Genomic DNA, 19,461 nt, shown 5'->3' with positions numbered 1-19,461 from the left:
CGTTGTTTGCGCGACGCGGGGCCACCCGTTCCCTTGTCTCGCTCACCGGCCCCGCGGGGAATATCGGTGATGCGCTCATTCGGCGAGAGACACTCGAATGGGCCCGTGAGACATCGACGGAACTGATCGCATACACAGGCTCCGCCCCTGACGTCTGGCTGCGCCAGTTGGGGATGCCGGAAGGCGCGGTGGTCCTGCGTTCGAAGCGGTCGGTGGCGCGCTGGCTCTGGTTGCTGGCGACAGCTCCGCGTCATCCGATTCTCATCTTCGAGGCGGGCGAGATCCCACTCGACCGCGGCAATGAAATACGTGAACTGGTCTTTCTCGTAGAGACTCTCATCACCCGGCTCAAGGGCGGAATCGTCGTCCGACCGCCGCGCGGCATTCGGGCGCCTTCATGGCTGCCGCTGACGATTCACCGACTCGCTGCGCGCGCGTCGCAGATCACGTTGTGGCGAGACGCTGCCACGTTGTCGATTGCGCGCTGCGGGCGGCTGGCCCCCGACATCGGGTTCGGCTCCGGCATCCGCGGTGGGCAGCCATGGCAGGAGCGATCCGAACTGTTGGTGAGCCTCCGCGGAACACGACCGATGCCCGACGAGGCCTGGGTTCGGGCTGTGCGCGAGTATGCGGACAGAGCCGGCCTGACGATTCGCACGATCGTGCAGGTTCGGGAAGACGAGGAACGCGCACGCGAACTGGCAGACGCGCTGGGTGGGACCTTCGAGCCGTGGGGAACGACCGATCCGCTCGCACAGGAGGAGCTCTTGCGTGAACGCTACGACGGCGCGCGCATGGTGATCAGCGACCGGATGCACGTTCTAGTGCTTGCCGCCCTCAGCGGTGCTGTGCCTGTGGAACTGGTGCCCCGTCCCACGGCGAAGATTACCGAGGCATTCGCGGCGATCGGCTACCACGGGCTCTCGCTGGATGCCGCGTCCGGTGACACGCATGAGATGACCACGTTCCTTGACTCTCAGCAGGATCGTGCACCAGAGACAGCAGCATGCGTGCACGAGGCCGAAAAGAGCCTGACACGCATCCACGACGAGATCAGAACAATCATCAGCAGGGTGCGTGCATGACTGTGGGGGATCGGCGAGTGCTGTTCCTCTCTCACAGCCATCCGTTCGGGCCGTTTCGTGTGGGCAGCCACCACTACGCGCGACTTCTTGCGTCACGAGGGGGAGAAGTCGTGCACGTGGGGACTCCCATTTCTCTCGCTCATCGCATCACCGGTCGGGCGCGGCCGTCAGACGTCGCGAACGTCCCCCGCGGTCCGCACCGCACGGTCGACGGCGTGGTGCACCTCGTTCCCCGCACAATGATGCCCGCCCCTCTCGGATCGTTCCGCGTGGCGCGGTACCTGGAGAAGAACGGCATCAGGGGCCGGTTCGACGCGATACTGATCGATCAACCGCTGCTCTGGGATACCTCGATCCGCGGGCTCACCGACACACTGATCTATCGCCCGACTGATCTCTATCCCTCGGGACTCAAACACCGAATCCAACAGCAGATCATCGATGCTTCCGACGGCATCATCGCAACGTCGGAAGAAGTACTGCGCGGCCTCGGGCCGCTCGGCCAGCCGACCCTCGTCCTGAACAACGGCGCCGACACGGCGCACTTCGCCTCGACGAACGAGGACGAGGGGCCTCGCCCGATCCGATGCGTTTATGTCGGAGCGCTCGACGGACGATTCGACTGGGCTCAACTGTCTGCGTGGGCGGGTTCTCACCCTGACGTTCGATTCCTCGTCGCTGGACCAGATGCCGATCCGCCGTCATCTTTGCCCAGCAACGTCGACCTTCTCGGCCCGATTGCGTATGACGCCGTGCCTGCGCTGCTGCACGATGCCCGGGTCGGGCTGCTGCCGCTGTCTGACGACCCACTCAACGCCGGACGCAGTCCCATGAAGCTCTACGAGTATCTGGCGGCAGGACTCACCGTTGTCGCTCGAGAGACACCGGGCATCAAACGCCATGAGGGGGTCGGCATCTACACGTACTCAGGTGGTGACGACGCCGACGCTGCGCTGGATCGTGCCCTCGCTCACGCCTCACCTAACGACGGTGGAGTTCGTGCGGCATCCGATTCCTCCTGGGAGCGGAAAACCGATGAACTGGTTGCGTTCCTCCAGCGACTCAGCTGATCAGCTGCTCGAGCGTCTCGGAAACGATGCTCGCCGTGCGGTCCCAGTCGTATCCGGTGGGTGGCTCAACACGCCGCCGGGCGGCCACGGCAGACGTCAGTGCCGTGGCCCATTCCTGCGGGTCGTGCGCGGATCCGAGCCCCCAGCCGCGATCGCCGACGATCTCAGCGACCGCCTCGCAACCACGCCAATACAGAACCGGGACTCCGCAGCACACGGATTCCAGCGCGGGCAGGCCGAACCCCTCAAGAGTGGATGGCATCGCCGTCGCAGCAGCGCCCCGATACAGCGCAGCCAGCTGCTCGTCGTGCAGTCCGTGCATCCACTGGACCCGCGAGCCGATGCCCAAGCCTTCTGCGCGCGCGGCCAACTCAGCGACCTCGGCGGCCGGAACCACCGCCCGAAGATGAACATCGGGAGCTGAAATCAGCGCCTGCAAGAGCACATCGAGATTCTTGTGGGCGCGGGCGTTTCCGACGTACAGCACATACGGGTCGTCTGCCGCCTCGACGTGACCGTGGGGGTGGAACGCTGCTGAGCAGCCGTTTCCCGCGTTGACGATCTGCACCGCATCGTCATTGAGCCAGCGACGGATCTCACGGGCAGAAGTCTCAGAGACAGTCAGCACCACCCCGGTCTTTCGAACCGTGCGACGGACCGGGCCTGCGTAATACGCTTCGAACTTCCACCGGGAAAGCCCTGACGCGCGAAGTTGGATGAGATCGTGCAATGTCAACAGCTGTCGTGGCGCACGCAGCAGAGCGCCGTACCCCGGCGAGTACACCAGGGCATTCCCACTCGCGTTGCGTACCGGCCGGAAAGAGTCGAGCGGCGACGACGGGCTGCCGTCGAGGCCGAGCGGTGTCCACGGCAGGCGGAGTCGGCTGAGCACTTCTCCGGCATACCGGCCGATGCCGTGTGCGCCACGATAGCGGTCGTCGACGAACAGCTGATTCATGACGCCGTCCTCGTCGAGTCCTGCACCCAGGCTCGAATACGATCGGCGAACACCTGCTCGGAGAACAGTGCGGCCTGCGCGCGACATGCGTCGGCGGAGGCGTCGATCGCGTCCCCGACAGTGCGCCGGAGCTCACCGCGCGACCAGTCTTCGAGTAGGGCGCCAGTGCGCTTGTGAATCACTGTCTCGGCGGTGCCGCCGATCGCGCTGGCGATAACAGGCGTTCCGGCTGCCATCGCTTCGACAGGAACGATGCCGAAATCCTCGACCGCGGGGAAGACGAGAGCGAGCGCGCGACGCAGAAGAGCGCGGTACAGCTCACCGCTGGGTGCCGAAACGAACGAGACCATCCCCGGTGCCTGTTCCTCAGCGAGCGCCCGCAGGCGAGCCTCATCCGGGCCGGCGCCGGCGAGGACGACGGGGAGGTTCGCGGCGACCCCCGCCTCGATCACCAAATCGAGCCTCTTATACGGAACGAATCGGGAGAAACCCAGGAGGAACTCATCGGGTAGCGCCTGCAGCACCTTTTGATCGCGGTCGCTCGGGGCTGGCTCACGGGTGAAGCTGACGACGTCGACGGGCGGATGGATGACGGTGCTCTCGCGCTGCCACGCCTGAGCGATGCGCTCGGCGACGAAGCTGCTGTTCGCGGCGATCGCGACGGGTTCTTGAGCACGACGACGATCCAGTGGCTTCAATGTCGCGGCGACGACCTTTGCCGGCAGAGAGCTGCCGCGACCATCCAGCTCGGGATTCCAGATGTACCGTGCGGGTGTGTGCGCATAGACGAGCTTGGGTACATCGCGCGCTGGACCTGCAAAGCGTGCGTGATGGGCGAAGAGGTGACTGCTGGCGAGCACCCAGTCGGCATCGATGGCAGGAAGCTGCCGCCACGCGAGGGGCATGAGCCCGAGCGCAGCTGCCTTATGGCCACGCAACGGTGTCCTGGCGAGCCAGGTCTCGCCATCCACCGAGAAGCGGTCGCCGCTATCGTTCCACAGGCAGTAGCGCGCGGCATCCGGAAACACTCGGGTCAGCGCCTCGAAGACGTTCTCCGACCCGCCGGTGCGGGCCAACCATTCGTGCACGAGTGCGCCGCTCACCGGCCGACCCCTTCTTGCCATTGCGGGAGGAGCCTTCGTTGTCGCGGCGATGAATCCTCGGATGGCATGGAGATGAGTCTAAGGAAGTTCGCTCTCAGGAGGGTGATGTTAGCCTCTGTGCTCCTCGTGTCGGCGCGCGCCCAGCGGGTAGGTATTGTGGGGATCGATTGATCGAGCTCAGGGGGGCTTTCGACTTATGGCATTGCGATTCACGAAGAAGACGATCATCATTCTGGTCAGCGCGGCGGTCGTGCTGGTCGGGGGAGGCGTCGCGGCTACTGCCGTCGTGATGAACCAGAGCGAACCAGAAGCCGAGACGAAAGCGATCCCGCGCGTCGGGACGAAGGTCGAATTCCCGGAACGACCGGTCGTAGTTCCTGCCACGAACGTCGCACGCGCCGGTATCGACGGCTGGACGTTGGCAGAGCGGACCGTGGTCGGTGCTGTTCTGCCGGAGGTCGGCAACGCAGCTGACGGAGCCGTGTCTCTGCGAGTGGACGCACCGGCGGACGACGCTGACATCGTGGCCGCGAGCGCGCCAGTAGCACTCGTCCCCTCGACCGAGTACACCCTCACCGCGTCGGTCCGAGTGCTCGCCGAGTACGAACAGGACTCCGGAATTCGCCTCACCGCCGGCGGCGACCAGTTCGAACTTCCTGAGCTGAACGCCGAATGGCAGACCGTCGAATTTCCCTTCGCCACCTCGAGTGAAGTCGGCGACGGCACCATCGGCATCGTCCTGTCTGGTGCCGTTCGTGGGTTCGGCATCGACAACATCTCGATCTCCGCAGACGGCGGCGGGAACCTCATTGGCAACGGCTCCTTCGAACAGGTCTCGGCGCCGCGAGGCATCCTCAACGACTCGCTGATCGTCACGAACACGTCGGCTGTCCTGGCCGTGTCAGCGGCAGAAGGAGAAGTCGCGTGGACGGCGACGTCGAGCTCCGGTGGCGAACCGATCACCGGCAGCTCTGTCGTGAGCGGACCCGTGGCCGCACTTCCTCTTGAAGGCGTGCCCCAGGGACACTATGCGGTCTCTGTGCGGGATTCATCCGGCTTCGAAGCGAGCACGAACGTCGCCGTCATCGACAGCGACACCTTCTACGTCGAACAGGACTCGCGCTTCGGCGTCGGAGCGCACGTGGAGAAGGAACCGTTCGTCGGCACCGGCACCATGGCCGCCGCTCTCGGTTTCGCTGAAGTGCGAAATGACATCACCTGGGAGCGAAACGAGAAGAGTCGCGGGGTCTACGCCTGGGAAGACAACTATGTGCGCGAGTTCGCTCGGATGCACGTCAACGGGGTGAAGCTGCTCGGCATCGTGGCGTATGGCAACGAGCTCTACGGCAGTAAGCGGTCGCCGTCCAACGAGGAGGCGATCCAAGCGTATGGCGCGTATGCGAAGGCCATCGCCGACACCTTTGACGTCGTCGGACTCGAGATCCTCAACGAGTACAACCACCGCGACAACGGCACATCATGCGGCCATTCCCCGGCGTGCTACGTGGAGATCGCGCAGGCCGCGCGTGACCACGTCAGCGCCGCGTACCCTGATCTCCCGCTTGTCACCGGATCCACGGCGCTGTATGACAGCGAGTGGTTCGTGGGCTTTTGGCAGGCCGGAGGAATGGCTGTCACCGATGTCGTCAGCTACCACCCCTACGAGGGATGGATCGATCGAAACGCCGACCTGATCGCGGGCACAGTTCAGCAGTCCTACGCCGACATGCAGGAACACACGGGTGAGACGCGACCGGTCTGGGTCAGCGAGATGGGGTTCCCCACTCACTACGACGGTGTCGGAATTCTGGAGCAGGGCGAGATGCTCGTGCGCAACGAGACCTTGGCTTTTGCGAACGGCGTCGAGAAGTACTTCTGGTACGACCTCGTGAACGACAAGCCTGACCCGGCCGCAGGCGAGGCCAACTTCGGACTTTACGAGAACTCACCCCGCGCCAACGTCGTCGCGCGAGCGCCGAAGCCCGGTGCATTCGCGCAAGCGCTGATGATCGCGCAACTCGGGGGCAAGGATCACGCAGCCACCGAGTCCGACGAGACCACGCAGGTTGAGGTGTTCGGCAGCGATTCGGATGCGACACGGGTCGCGTGGGCACCCGGTGGCGAGACGCAGCGCGCGTTCCCGTCGGACAGCGCTCTGACCGTCACTCACCTGTCGGGCCACACGGAGGTCCTCGAAACGGTAGACGGCAACGTCACGATCACGCTGAGCGGATCGCCCGTCTTCATCTCATCGCCGGTCGAAGCTTCTGCCGACTAGACGCATCCATCATCAGGGAACCTCAGGAAACGGCTCGGTACACTTCATCGGTGCACGCTATTACCACGGACGTTGAAACCCAATCAGAAAAGCGCGGACGCTTGGTGCGACGCGTCTGGTTGATCGTTGTTCTCGTCATCATCGTGTTGCTGCTCGCCGTCTGCTGGGTCGGACTGCGGGCGATCACCGTGAAGGATGGTCTGACCGCGAGTCAGCAGTACGTCGATGAGATTCAGAACGGCGGGGATGTAGACGCAGCGCTGGAAGGGATCTCCGAGAACGCTGCCAGCGCCGGGGCCGCGGCAAGCGACCCCGTGTGGGCGGTGATGGAGTGGGTCCCTGTCGTCGGAGACAACCTGAGAGGTGTGCGCCTCGCGGCCCAGTCGCTCGACGCTCTTGTCAACGACGTCGCTCTGCCGGTGATGGAGTCATCAGACGACGCGATCACGACGAGACTGCTCTCGGTGGCTCAGGAGCATGGCGAACGCATCGGTCGACTGGCGGAGGAGATCCGCTCGGTCAGCGGATCGAGCTTTCTGATCGGGCAGGTTCGGGACGGCGTCGACCAGGTCGACCAGGTGATGGAGGTCGCAGCGCCAGCACTGGGACTTGCGCCTTCACTGCTCGGCGGAGACGAGCCACAAAACTACCTGCTGGTGTTCCAGAACAACGCCGAGACACTCGCTCTGGGCGGCAGCGCGGCGGCGCAGACCATGGTGCACGTCGACAACGGCGTCATCTCGATGGGGGCCCAGGGCGACAGTGGCAAATATCAGAATGGCGTGGCGGTCGATGTCGACGTTCCGCAGAGCGCTATCGATCTCTACACCGGCTACCTCGTCGAGCACGTCAATACGAGCATGAGCCGGCCCGACTTCCCCACGGCAGCGCAAATCATGCGCGCGTGGTGGCAGCGCGACATCTCGAATGACGAGATCGCCGGAGTCATCTCCGTTGACCCCCTCGCAATCGAACGCATCCTCGTCGCGACGGGACCGATCGATCTGGCCTCGGGAGACGTGCTCGAATCAGACACGGCGGTCTCGCTGCTGCTGAGCCAGATCTACGGTCGCTGGGATTCTTATGTCGAGCCGGAGAAGGTCGACGGCTTCTTCGCCGACGCGGCCGCTGCGATCTTCAGCAAGATCGCAGCGGGGGAGTTCGACATCAAAGACATGATGTGGGCGCTCACCGAAAGCGCTGAGGCGGGCGACATCTTCGTCTGGAGCGAAGACGAGCAGGTGACCGAGATGGTCGCGGGGTCTCGCGCCAGCGGCATCCTGCCCACGGACAACACCGAATCGACGACTGTCGGCGTGTATTTCAACAACAGCAACGGTTCGAAGATTGACTACTTCACGCAGACCGCGACTGCCGCCACGGCCGTGTGCGAAGCAGATGTCGCAACGTTCACCGTTGACGCTTCGCTCTCCCTTCCTCTGACGCAACAGCAGGCCGAAGCATTGCCGCGCTATGTGCAGAGCATGACCTTCGGGGCGCGATTCCGCGATTGGATCTATATCTACGGCCCGCCCGGAACCACGCTGACGGATGCCACTTTCGCCGGTGAAGAAGTGTCTGTCATGCACCGCGACATCGATGACCTCGGACGACCGGTCGTCGCATTCGAAGCATGGTTCGACCCGGGAGATGAGGTCAGCGTTACGGCGACTTTCGCCGGTGAGGGCAACGACTTCGGTCCGCTTGAGATTCAGACGAACCCGATGATCAACGGAGCGAAACCGAGCATCACTGACGGCTGCAACAGCTGACCGATCCTCACAGACCGGGCGAAAGAGATCGAATCGGTTAGAATGACTTCCGGTTCTGTGCGAGCTTCATCGCGCACAAGGAACTGTTTCTGACCGGATGGGGTGGCCGTCATAGTCGTCGAGATCGAGCGTGAGCAAGCCGACGTCGGTGCCGCGACCCTCGGTTCCGGCGGAGTGCCGGTGCAGCGGGCCCGTCGTGGAGCGTGGCCGCGTCGCTATGCGAGCAGGCTGTTCTATAGCGACGTGATCGTCATTGTGCTCACACTCGTGATCTCTTCTTTCATTGCGATACCCGGGCTGTTCGCGAGCGTCAGCTGGCCGGGAGGCCCGCGGCTGTCGTATCTCGCCGCACTTGTCATCGTCGGCATCCTCTGGCTGATCGCGCTTGACGCGACCGACTCCCGTGACCGCCATATCGTCGGACACGGGGCTGACGAGTACCGCCGCATCATCAACGCATCGGTCGTGGTGTTCGCGGCGACCGTCGCCATCGTGTTCTTCCTTGGCATGTCCCTCTCCCGCATGCTGGTTGCCGTCGTCTTTCCGATCGGGCTGCTGCTGCTGCTCTTTTCGCGATGGATGTGGCGTCAGTGGTTGCGCCGCCGCCAGAGGAAGGGGGAGTACCTCCACCGTGCCGTCCTCATCGGTGAGCCATCGAAGGTCCAGCACGTGGCCAAACAGATCAGACGAACCCACGGCAGCGGCTATCAGATCGTCGGAGTCATCACGAACAAGGGGCCGTCTGCGGGTGTGCCAGACATCGACGTGCTCGGCGACATCGCCCACGCCGAAGCGGCGCTCGAAGACGCGAACATCGATGCGCTCATCATCGTCGGCTCGGACGACCTCGACCCCGACACGATGCGGCGGCTCGGTTACGCCGTTTCTGACCGCGACATTCAGCTGATCATGGCGCCAGCGCTCACGGACATAGCCGGACCCCGGCTGCACAACACCCCGGTCGCGGGCCTCCCGCTCGTGCAGGTCGACTTCCCGCGCATGGAAGGGGCTCAACGCTTCACCAAGCGAATGTTCGACCTCATCGGCTCGTCGCTCTTCCTGGTGCTTCTCCTGCCGGTGTTCCTGATCGTCGCGATCGCCATTCGCATCGAAGGTCCCGGAAAAATCTTCTACCGCCAGGAGCGCATCGGCCGTGGCGGAAAGACTTTTGGAATGCGTAAGTTCCGCTCCATGATCGCGGATGCCGACGACCAGTTGGACACTCTTCTCGATCTGCAGGGCAGCAGCGACAAACCGCTTTTCAAGATCAACGACGACCCGCGTATCACGAGGGTTGGCCGGTTCCTGCGCCGGCACTCCATCGATGAGCTGCCTCAGCTGATCAACGTGTTCCGGGGGGAGATGAGCCTGGTTGGCCCCCGCCCGCAGCGTGACTCCGAGGTCGCCCTCTACGACGACATCGCCCACCGCCGGCTGCTCGTGAAGCCCGGGATGAGTGGGCTCTGGCAAGTCAGCGGTCGCTCCGCCCTGTCGTGGGAAGAGACGATCCGTCTCGATCTGTACTACGTCGAGAACTGGTCGCTCACACAAGACATCATCATCCTGTTCCGCACGGTGCGCGCCGTCGTAGCGCCGGGCACATCAGCCCGCTGATCAATCCCCGTTCGAGGTCTTCCGCTCTGACGCGCAGGCAGACAGAATGAAGATGCCTGCAGAAACTGCTGGCATTGCAACCACTTGGAGAGGACCCGACATGGGAATCGACGACCTGGTCAACAAGGGCAAAGACCTTTACGAGCAGAACAAGGACAAGATCGCTGAAGTCGTCAAGAGCGAGCAGGCGGAAGACGTCAGCGACAAGGTTCTCGACGGAGTCGCAGACTTCGCCAAGAAGGTTGCTCCCGGAGCATCCGACAAGATCGACGAGATCCGCGACAGCGCCGACAAGTCGATCGGCAACGAGTAGTCATCTGACTTCAGAGGGTGGCGCATCTTCGGACGCGCCGCCCTCTTCGTTTCGCGCCACGCGTTTTGATACCGCAACGCGTATATGCCATTGTGGGAATAGTTGGGGGCGACGCCGATCTGGCAAGCGTCGTGTTTATTGAGGTCACACTGGGGTGTCTCGTTGAGCCGGGACATCTGAGGAACATCTGAATATGCGCGCGCGCACGCAAAAAATCCGTTCGATCTGGGCCGGACTTCTGACGGTGGTGCTGGCAGTGGCTGGCCTCGTCTTCGTCCCGCAAGTGGCAGTAGCTGCAGAAGGCGATCCGCAATACCTCACGGTGACGAAGAACGTCCAGCCGGCGCAGGTGTCTCCCGGACAGCCCTTCACCTACACGATCACGGTGAACTGCGCCGAGGCATCCTGCCTCAACGCCACGCTCGACGACGCCCTCCCGGCAGAGCTCGCCGGATACGCGGTGCAGAATGTCACCTACGCGCCGAGTGCCGCGGCCGTGCCCCGCCAGATCGAGTGGACCACCGACGGAACCCCGAGTGCAACGCACCCGAACACCCTCACCGCAGACACCGCGCTGCACGTCGACTTCACCGGCGCGGTCACCTCTCCGGCCGGCGCCGGCCTCGAAGAGGGCGTGACCTTCAGCGTCACCATCACGCTGCAGACCCCCGATGACCTGAAGCCGGGCGAGCAGAGCATCACCAACACGGCCCACACTGCCGCAGACAACTCGTCGCCCGACAGCGACAACGCCACCATCGTCGTCATCACGCCCGAGATCATCGACGTGGCGACAAGCAAAGCCTGGTCGCCGACGCCGCAGAGCTTCAGCCCCGGCGCCACCTCGACGATTGACCTCAGCGTCACGAACACATCCAACGGTCCGGTCGAGAAGCTCACCATTCAGGAACCGCAGACTGCGGCCGACGGCGCCGCCGCTCTCGACGCCAGCAACCCCTTCACCATCACCGACCTCACCGGCTTCGGCGACACCACCCTGCCGGCCGGCGCCGAGGCAGTTCAGCTGGACCTCTACCTGAAGCAGGCCGACGGTACATGGCAGTGGGTTCCTGGCCCTCCATCTGATGCGATTGCTCTTCCGGATGGCATCAACCCCGCCGACGTCGGCGGCATCCGCGTGACTTACACCGGCGAAGCAATCGAAGAGGGTGCCGCCGGCGCCCTTGCCCTCAACCTGGCTCAGCGCGAAACCCAGCGCGACACCGACGCAGACCTGTCGGTCGCAGTGCAGACCGTCGACAACGTCGTAGCGGCAACCGCTTCGGTCGAGGGCCGCGACCCCGCCACGGCAACGGCCAATGCGTTATATGAAGTCATCCCCGCAGAGATCGCCGCGGCAACGGTGAAGAGCATCAGTCCGTCGCGCATCGCAGCCGGCGACTCAGCTGCCGCCCGCATCGTCGGCACGAACACCTCTGACGTCGGCGTGAACGAACTGCGCGTGGCGGACCTCGACTACTTCGACGAGAACATCACCTTCGCTGGCTTTACCGCCGCCCCCACCCGGCCGGTCGCCGCGACCGCCGGAATGCTGATCTACCACCCGCTCGACGGCGGCGACCCCATCGAGATCGCTCTCGTCGACGGCGAGATCCCCGCGCTGCCCGGCGTGCTCATCTCCGGCTTCGAGATCGTGTTCACGGCCGAAGACGGCGGCATCACCCCCGGCACGAACACCGCCATCGACTTCACGATCGACACCGCAGAAGCTGCGATCGCTGAGGGTGCCGAGTCGCGGACAACCACGAACACCGCGACCACCACCGTCGTCGCGCAGAACGGCGTTGAAGCGACCAACGATGACCCCGCGACGCTGGATCTACTCAAGCCCGCGATCGACGTCACCCTCACGAAGACTGTCCGCCCGGGCTCAGCAGTGCAGCCCGGCGAAACCGTCGTCACACAGCTGACCTCGAACCTGAAGACCACGTCTGACTACATCACCGCGACGCAGATCGTCGTCGAAGACGCGTGGACCGAAGCCGGTGGCTTCTGGGACGCCTTCAACCTCGACGCCATCGCCCCCACCCAGGTGCCCGGCGGAGCCGGCCTCACCATCCAGGTGCGCGACGCTGACGGCGCCTGGATCGACCTCACGGTCTTCCCCGCGGAGGAAGGCCCGCAGCTGGTCGCCCTGAACAACGCTGAGATCCAGGCGCTGCTGCCGGCTGGCGACACGACCGATGACCTCACCGGCATCCGCTTCGTCTTCGACAACCCGACCGGCTTCGCCTCAGACACGACGGTAACGCCGTACGTGGTCTCCGAAGCACGTGACGAACTGCGCTCCGACCCCGCCGAGCACACCACCCCGGGAACCGATCAGCCGGTGAAGTACGAGAACTCGGCGACGACCACCGGAACGGGCGAAACCGAAAGTGGCACGCCGCTCGAAGATGAAACCGTCGACACCGGTGAAGCCACCATCATCACCCACGCTGGTACCGGTGTTCTCGGCATCGACAAGCACTGGGATCAGCCGACCGTCGCAGCTCAGTCGGGCCAGACGCGCAGCACGACCCTGAGCTGGCGTGTGGGAACCGGGTATGAGGAAGTCGTGATCACCGACTCCGCCCCGGCGACCGAACTCGGCGCTCCGCAGAACCCGGCCGAAACCGTCTTTGACGCGTTCAACCTCACGCGCGTCAACGTCATTAACGCGAGCAACCAGCCCTACACGAACGGCTGGTACCTGCGTTACGACGTCATCACTGCTGTCGAGCTGTACATCGACGGTGCCTGGGTCGCTATGCCGGTCCCTGCCGCCGGTTGGATCCAGAACGGCGCCTTCGTCGGCTACACGCTGACGGCAGACCAACAGGCCGGGGCCACCGGTGTGCGCATCCTGCTGGAAGAGAACACTCCGGCACGAGAAGCAGCCGCTGAAAACGGCCCGAACCTCGACCCCTACGCACCCGCGCCCGGCAGCGGCGTCGCCACGAGCAGTGCGCCGCGTCAGTTCAACTTGAGCTGGCAGATTCGTGACAAGAAGCGCTCCGACGACACCTGGGTGACCGAGGGCGCGCTCTACAACACCGCAGATGACGGTGTCGTAGACAACACCGTCCGCATCGATGGCACGCCCAACGACGGCGGTGCGGTCGTGAGTGACACCGACAACGACACCATCCTCATCACGAACCCGGGCCCGGGCGTCCGCGTCAACAAGACCGTCAGCGATGCCGGCCCGCTGTACGTGCCGATGGAAGGCACGGATGCCGCGAGCTACCCGACCACGACATTCACGCTGAAGGCGCACAACAACTCCGTCTCGAAGGCCTCGTACGTTCGGGTGACCGATCCCGCGACCTGCGTTGACGGCGACCCGGTCACCGACTGCCAGACTGCAGCAACTGTGGCCGGCGCTGTGGGAGACCCATTCACCGCTGACGTCGAGTGGCTGACCGCCTCCGGTCAGGGCAACCCGTTCGAGCGGTTCGACCTCAAGAACGTCACGATCTCTGCCGGCATTCCGGCACAGGTCGATCTGGCGGCTTCCACCGTGTGGCTGCTTCGCTACGAGAACGGCGAATACACCTCGACGCCGACCACCGCTTCGGTTGTCAACGCCGCGTCGGCAGAGGATCTGGCATCCGTCGTCGGCATCAGCGTCACGTTCCAGGGAACGGACCCGGAAAACACGGGCGGCACGATCACCTCAGCCAACGGGCTGAATGTCGTGCTCGGCACCCAGCTGCGCACCACGCTGCGCAGCACCGGCGTACCGCAGGTCGTCCCCGCGAACGAGAAGGTCGACGTGAGCAACCGCGTCTTCGCGCAGTCGTATGACCCGATTCTTGCTGACGGGACCGGCACCGGAGCCAACGACGACGTCTCCGTCGTCCTCACCGGTGGCGACATCAACGTCGGCCCCACGAAGACCATCGCTCCCGAGGCGATCACCGAGCCCACGCGCCATGACCCCGTCACCGTGACGATCGGTGCGAACCAGGGCATCAACCCGGTGAGCACCCTTCCGGCTAAGGAAGTGCGGCTGACCGACGACCTCGAGAGCTCACCCGAGTTCTGGAACAGCTTCGACTTCACCGGGCTCGGCGCGATCGCAGCACCCGGCGGCTCCGACCAGGTGGTCGTCGCCGTCTACGGGCCGTTCGGAGCAGACGGCGAGATGGCGTGGGCAGAGTCCGCGCCCACCCCGATCGCGGAAGCCGCGGTTCCCGTCGATGTCGCGCAGTACGGCGACATCCAGGGCATCCACCTGGAGTTCTCCCGTGCCGATGGCGCGTTCTTCTCCACCGCGTTCCCCGCACCGGCGTGGAGCACGACCACTGCATTCACCGTGCAGCTGCGCGACACGTTCCGCGACAGCGGCGATGAGATCGACCTCACCGACCAGCACACCGTGAACAACGAAGTCATCGTCGTCGCCGATCGACTCAACGGTGAAGCATCCCAGGCGAAGGCGAGCGCAGCGCTCGTCGAGATGGGCCCAGGATCCTTCCAGATCGACGTGCACAAGCAGGTCAACGACGGCACCTCGCGTGTCGCGACCCCCGGCGCGCCGCTGTCGTGGGATCTGATCTTCACGAACACCGGAACCGGCTACCTCTCCATCACCGAGCTGCGCGACAAGCTGCCGACGCACCTCGTGTACCTCGGCGAGGACCCGGTCTACACGCCCGACCCCGACGGACTGCTCCCGGCACCGGAGAGCATGGACATCGAGACTGTCGCCGACGGTGGCACCGAATACGAGAACCTCGTATTCACGTGGGCCGAAGGCGCGCAGATGCTGCCCGGTGAGAGCTTCACCGTGCGCATCATGCTCGAACTGCAGCCAGGACTACTCACCGGCGAGCGTGCCACGAACGAGATGACCGTCTCGACCGTCGAAACCCTCACGCAGTGCACCAACGTCAGAAACCCCAGCGCTCTCACCGACGCCTGGGCAAACGACGAAACCACCTGCGGCACGACCGAGTACGTGCAGCCGGCGAACGCCCCGAACCTGTACGTCGTCAAGGGCGTGCGCGGCGAGCGCGACGGGGCTATCAACCCGAACAACCCCGACGCCATCTGCCAGCAGAACCTCGTCGCAACCGGCGGTGCGTACTACCGCACGCCGTGCGCGGCCAACAGCCAGATCGGCGGAACCGACGACTGGGTGCTGCGCGCGCAGAACGGCGGCACGATTCCGCTGCAGGAACTGGTGCTGTTCGATCAGCTTCCGGTCGCCGGCGACGGCTACCTGCTCTCGGGTGCCTCGCGCGGCTCGGTCTACCGCCCGCAGATGCTCGACACGCTGAACCTCGTGGCACCGGAAGGCACCACCACCGACGTACAGGTGACGTTCTCACCGGGCGTCTGCGTGGGCACCTACGGCGACCTCGAGAACCAGGAGCCCTGTGCGCAGAACGGTGAGGGCTGGGTCTCGGCCGGCGCCATCGCCGACGCCGATTGGGCCAACGTCTCAGGTGTGCGCATCTACCTGGACTTCGGCACGACGGCCTCCGGCTACCTGAACCCGGGCGAGTTTGTCGACGTCACCTACAGCTCCACGAACGTCGTCGCCTCCGACGCGAACCCGAGCGGCGCTTCGGCCGCAGTGCCGGGAACCGACTCCTTCGCCTGGAACCAGTTCGGCGCAAAGTTCCTCTTCCGGGACAGCTCGAGCTATGTGAAGAGCGCTCCGGCTCGCGTCGGCGTGCACCTCATCTTCGGATCGATTGAGGTCTCGAAGGAGATCACCGGAGACGCGGCCGGCTACGCCCCGGAGGAGTTCCTCTTCGACGTGGTCTGCACGATCCAGGGTGTGACGCTCGATCTGGGCGAGCACGCCGTGGTTGAGCTGAACTCCGCGAACGCGTACACGCAGCGCATCGACGGCATCCCATTCGGAGCAGCCTGCGATGTCACCGAGCAGGGCGCCGTCGGCGAGTTCGGCGAGACCGCCCGTTATGGTTCCCCGGTGACCCTCGTGGTCGCTCTGGAGAACTCTGAGGGTGCCATTCCTGAAGACCAGATCGCGGTCATCGAGAACGAGTACTCGTACTCGGGCCTGTCGGTCACGAAGACCGTCGACACCGACGCGAGCGAGGGCCAGTTCGGTCCGTTCGACTTCACCCTCACCTGCACGAGCGCAACCGGTATTCCGGTGACGTTCGAGGGCGGTGCGACCGTTATCGAGTTCACGCTCGAAGACGGCGAGACCTTCACCGCTGCGGAGAACTTCATCCCGGCGCGTGCGACGTGCGTGATCACCGAGGTCGATAGTGCGGATGCTGATGGCATCGTCGTCGTTGGCGACAACGTCACCGACAACGGCGATGGCAGCGCTTCGGTGCTCGTTGGCGTCACACCGGTTGAGGTCGAATTCACCAATGGCTTCGACTCCGGCACGCTCACTGTGAACAAGGTCGTCGATGGCGAAGGTGCAGCGCTCTATGGCGCCGGACCCTTCGACTTCACCGCCGTGTGCACCTACCGCGGACAGACGCTGCTCGACGTCGCATTCAGCCTCGACGCGAACGCGAACCGCACCTTCGGCGTCTACCCGACCGGCACGAACTGTGTCGTCGCAGAGACGGCCACCGGCGGCGCGACCAGCACGGCGATCGACCCGGCAGACGGCATCGTCGTGATCAGCGACGAACCGGATGCCGCGGCCGCCGTCACTGCGACCAACACCTTCGACCTCACCTCCATCGAGGTCACGAAGGCGATCACGGGAGCCGCAGCTTCTTACGCGGCCGACGAGTTCCTCGTCGACGTGGTCTGCTCGGTGCGCGGCATCACCGTCGCCCTCGGCGAGAACGCGGTCGTCGAACTCAATTCGGCGAACGGGTTCACCCAGCGCATCGACGGCATCCCGCACGGCGCATCCTGCGACGTGACCGAACAGGGCGCGATCGGCGAGTACGGCGAGACCGGACGCACCGGATCGCCGTCGATCATCGACGCGGCCACCGTGGTGGCAATCGATGAAGGCGTTCCCGCCGAGCAGACAGCGACGCTGACGAACGACTACACCTTCGCCAGTCTGTCGGTCATCAAGCGCGTCGCGACGGATGCTGATGTGACGTTCGGTCCGTTCGACTTCACCCTCACCTGCACGAGCCGCACCGGCATCCCGGTGACGTTCGACGGTGACGTGACCGAGCTGGCCTTCACGCTGGAAGCCGACGCAGAGTTCACCGCTCCCGAGGGCACCATCCCCGCCTACGCGACCTGCCTCATCTCTGAGGTCGACAGCGCCGCGGCAGATGACATCGTCATCGTCGGCGACAACGTCACCGACCTCGGTGACGGCACCGCTCGCGTCGAGGTCGGAACGACCGAAGCATCCATCGAGTACACGAACAGCTTCGATGCCGGTGTGCTCACCGTCGCGAAGGTGGTCGACGGTGCCGGTGCCGAGCTCTGGGGCGCAGGCCCCTTCGAGTTCAGCGCGGTCTGCACCTACCGTGGCCAGACGCTGTTGGATGAGATCTTCGTTCTCGACGCCAACGCGCAGCGCACCTTCGGCACCTATCCCGCCGGCACCGAGTGCGCCGTCGAGGAGACCGAGGCCGCAGGCGCCACCACGACCGTGCTTGAACCGACCGATGGAATCGTCGAACTCGTTGCCGGAGCATCCGCTTCGTCGACGGTGACCGCGACGAACACCTTCGCACTGACCTCGATCGAGGTCGGCAAGACCATCACTGGGGAAGCGACCGACTATGCGGCAGGGGAGTTCCTCGTCGACGTGGTCTGCACGGTCGGCGGAGTGGGTGTACCGCTCGGCGCGAACAGCGTCGCCGTGCTCAACACCGCGAACGACTACACGCAGCGCATCGGCGGCATCCCCACCGGTGCCGTGTGTGATGTCACCGAGCAGGGTGCCGTCGGAGACTTCGGCGAAACCAGTCGCCCCGCCTCGACGACCGTCCTCGCAGCCAGTGCCGTGGTTGACGCGGACGAGGAGATGCCCGCGGGGCAGACCGCCGAGGTCGTCAACGACTACGCGTTCTCCGGTCTGTCGATCACCAAGCGCGTCTCGACGGATGCTGAGGGCGAGTTCGGACCGTTCGACTTCACCCTCAGCTGCACGAGCGCAACTGGCATCCCGGTGACGTTCGGCGCAGACGGGACCTCGATCGAGTTCACCCTCGCGTCCGACGGAACCTTCACCGTTCCCGAGAACACGATCCCGGCCCGCGCCGACTGCCTCGTCACCGAGGTGGGCAGCAACGCCTCGAGCATCGTTGTGACCGGCGACAACGTCACCGACAACGGTGACGGCAGCGCCGTAGTTGCTGTGGGTGTCGAAGCATCCGCGATCGAATTCACCAACGGTTACGACGCCGGTGTGCTCACCGTCTCGAAGATCATCGACGGGGAAGGCGCCAACCTGTACGGGCAGGGCTCCTTCGACTTCACCGCCGTATGCACCTACGAGGGGGACACGCTGCTGGATGCATCGTTCTCGCTCGCCGGTGGGGACAGCCGTTCGTTCGGCCCGTACCCGACGAACACCTCGTGCATCGTCGAGGAGACCGAAGCCGGGGGAGCCACCAGCACCGTGCTCGATCCGAGCGACGGCACCGTCGTGATCGGTGCCGACTCCGGCGCCGCCGTCACCGCCACCAACACCTTCGACGTCGCCGCCATCACGGTGACCAAGACCGTGACCGGTGACCTGGATGCCGAGGGGGCACACGGTGTGTTCCTCGTCGAGCTGCAGTGCACCGTGGACGGTTCACAGATCGAGATCCCCGGTGGCACGGTGCGCGAGCTGCGCGTCGAAGGCGGCTACACCGCCGTGTTCGGCGACCTGCCCGAGGGTGCGGACTGCCGCATCGTCGAGACGGATGCCGGAGGAGCAGTCAAGACGACCATCGCTGTCGCCGGAGTCGTCACCGCCGGAACAGCGGCTGATGTCACGGCCGCAGGCGCTGTCGACGTCGAGATCACGAACGAGTTCGTGAAGCAGCTGCCGGCTACCGGTCTGGGTATGGCCGGATCGCTGTGGCTCGTCGTGGCGCTGCTGTTCGGCGCAGGCATCGTGTTCCTGCTGCTGCACTGGCGTCGCCGCCGCATCGAGGCGTAACGCAATAGTGAGACGGGGTGGATGCGAAATGCTCGCATCCACCCCGTCTTGCGTCTAGGCTGAACTCAGCCGCCTGGGGATCTTGCGGCCGGGTTCGTCGGAGGGGTCTGACGAACTGCACTGCACGACTGGGGTCGTGCTGAATACTGGGGAAATCGATTTGGGGATCATCGTGCACTGTGCGCCTATCCGGCG

General features: G+C 64.7%; 9 protein-coding genes. 7 read left to right on the top strand and 2 right to left on the bottom strand.

The features are described from left to right. The first annotated feature begins 2 nt into the window (after nt 1–2). Nucleotides 3–1,085 carry a hypothetical protein gene (locus ACSS7Z_RS15775; RefSeq protein WP_438255826.1) on the top strand — a complete coding sequence of 361 codons (1,083 nt, stop codon included), beginning with the start codon at nt 3–5 and terminating at the stop codon, nt 1,083–1,085. Then, nucleotides 1,082–2,155, top strand: coding sequence for a glycosyltransferase family protein (locus ACSS7Z_RS15770; protein ID WP_438255825.1), 1,074 nt, complete (start codon nt 1,082–1,084; stop codon nt 2,153–2,155). The genes ACSS7Z_RS15775 and ACSS7Z_RS15770 overlap by 4 nt, the downstream gene beginning before the upstream one ends. On the opposite strand, the gene ACSS7Z_RS15765 is transcribed toward ACSS7Z_RS15770, so the two are convergent. Together ACSS7Z_RS15765 and ACSS7Z_RS15760 are read right to left on the bottom strand one after the other, a co-directional pair. Beyond that, nucleotides 2,148–3,113, bottom strand: coding sequence for a glycosyltransferase family 4 protein (locus tag ACSS7Z_RS15765; protein WP_438255824.1), 966 nt, complete (start codon nt 3,111–3,113; stop codon nt 2,148–2,150). The two genes, ACSS7Z_RS15770 and ACSS7Z_RS15765, sit on opposite strands and share 8 nt — an antisense overlap. Beyond that, nucleotides 3,110–4,216 carry a glycosyltransferase gene (locus tag ACSS7Z_RS15760; protein ID WP_438255823.1) on the bottom strand — a complete coding sequence of 369 codons (1,107 nt, stop codon included), beginning with the start codon at nt 4,214–4,216 and terminating at the stop codon, nt 3,110–3,112. Before ACSS7Z_RS15760 ends, ACSS7Z_RS15765 begins: the two co-directional genes overlap by 4 nt. A 196-nt stretch (nt 4,217–4,412) precedes the next feature. Here ACSS7Z_RS15760 and ACSS7Z_RS15755 point away from each other — a divergent pair, with 196 nt between their 5' ends. The 5 genes from ACSS7Z_RS15755 to ACSS7Z_RS15735 all read left to right on the top strand — a co-directional run bounded on the left by ACSS7Z_RS15755 (nt 4,413) and on the right by ACSS7Z_RS15735 (nt 19,266). Next, nucleotides 4,413–6,494, top strand: coding sequence for a glycoside hydrolase 5 family protein (locus ACSS7Z_RS15755; RefSeq protein ID WP_438255822.1), 2,082 nt, complete (start codon nt 4,413–4,415; stop codon nt 6,492–6,494). 50 nt (nt 6,495–6,544) lie between these two features. Next, nucleotides 6,545–8,266, top strand: a complete 1,722-nt coding sequence (locus tag ACSS7Z_RS15750; RefSeq protein WP_438255821.1) for a DUF4012 domain-containing protein — start codon at nt 6,545–6,547, stop codon at nt 8,264–8,266. A gap of 102 nt (nt 8,267–8,368) precedes the next feature. Next, on the top strand, nt 8,369–9,880 hold the full coding sequence (locus ACSS7Z_RS15745; RefSeq protein WP_438255820.1) for a sugar transferase: 1,512 nt from the start codon (nt 8,369–8,371) through the stop codon (nt 9,878–9,880). Between the two features lie 100 nt (nt 9,881–9,980). Next, the gene (locus ACSS7Z_RS15740; protein WP_438255819.1) at nt 9,981–10,193 is read left to right on the top strand and encodes a hypothetical protein; all 213 of its coding nucleotides are present in this window, start codon (nt 9,981–9,983) and stop codon (nt 10,191–10,193) included. Between the two features lie 193 nt (nt 10,194–10,386). After that, entirely contained in the window at nt 10,387–19,266 is an 8,880-nt protein-coding gene (locus ACSS7Z_RS15735; RefSeq protein ID WP_438255818.1) for a DUF5979 domain-containing protein, read from the top strand. The last annotated feature ends 195 nt before the right edge of the window (nt 19,267–19,461 follow it).

Origin of the sequence: Microbacterium wangyouchuni, from assembly GCF_051546305.1 — a bacterium.
Lineage (GTDB): Bacteria > Actinomycetota > Actinomycetes > Actinomycetales > Microbacteriaceae > Microbacterium.
Note: the sequence above shows the minus strand (reverse complement) of the source record. Positions and strands in the feature narration are given on the sequence as shown.

What these genes read in the sequence shown, in the direction of transcription:
- ACSS7Z_RS15765 (WP_438255824.1), bottom strand. Translation starts at nt 3,113, where the DNA reads ATGAATCAGCTGTTCGTCGACGACCGCTATCGTGGCGCACACGGCATC.
- ACSS7Z_RS15740 (WP_438255819.1), top strand. Translation starts at nt 9,981, where the DNA reads ATGGGAATCGACGACCTGGTCAACAAGGGCAAAGACCTTTACGAGCAG.
- ACSS7Z_RS15755 (WP_438255822.1), top strand. Translation starts at nt 4,413, where the DNA reads ATGGCATTGCGATTCACGAAGAAGACGATCATCATTCTGGTCAGCGCG.
- ACSS7Z_RS15770 (WP_438255825.1), top strand. Translation starts at nt 1,082, where the DNA reads ATGACTGTGGGGGATCGGCGAGTGCTGTTCCTCTCTCACAGCCATCCG.
- ACSS7Z_RS15735 (WP_438255818.1), top strand. Translation starts at nt 10,387, where the DNA reads ATGCGCGCGCGCACGCAAAAAATCCGTTCGATCTGGGCCGGACTTCTG.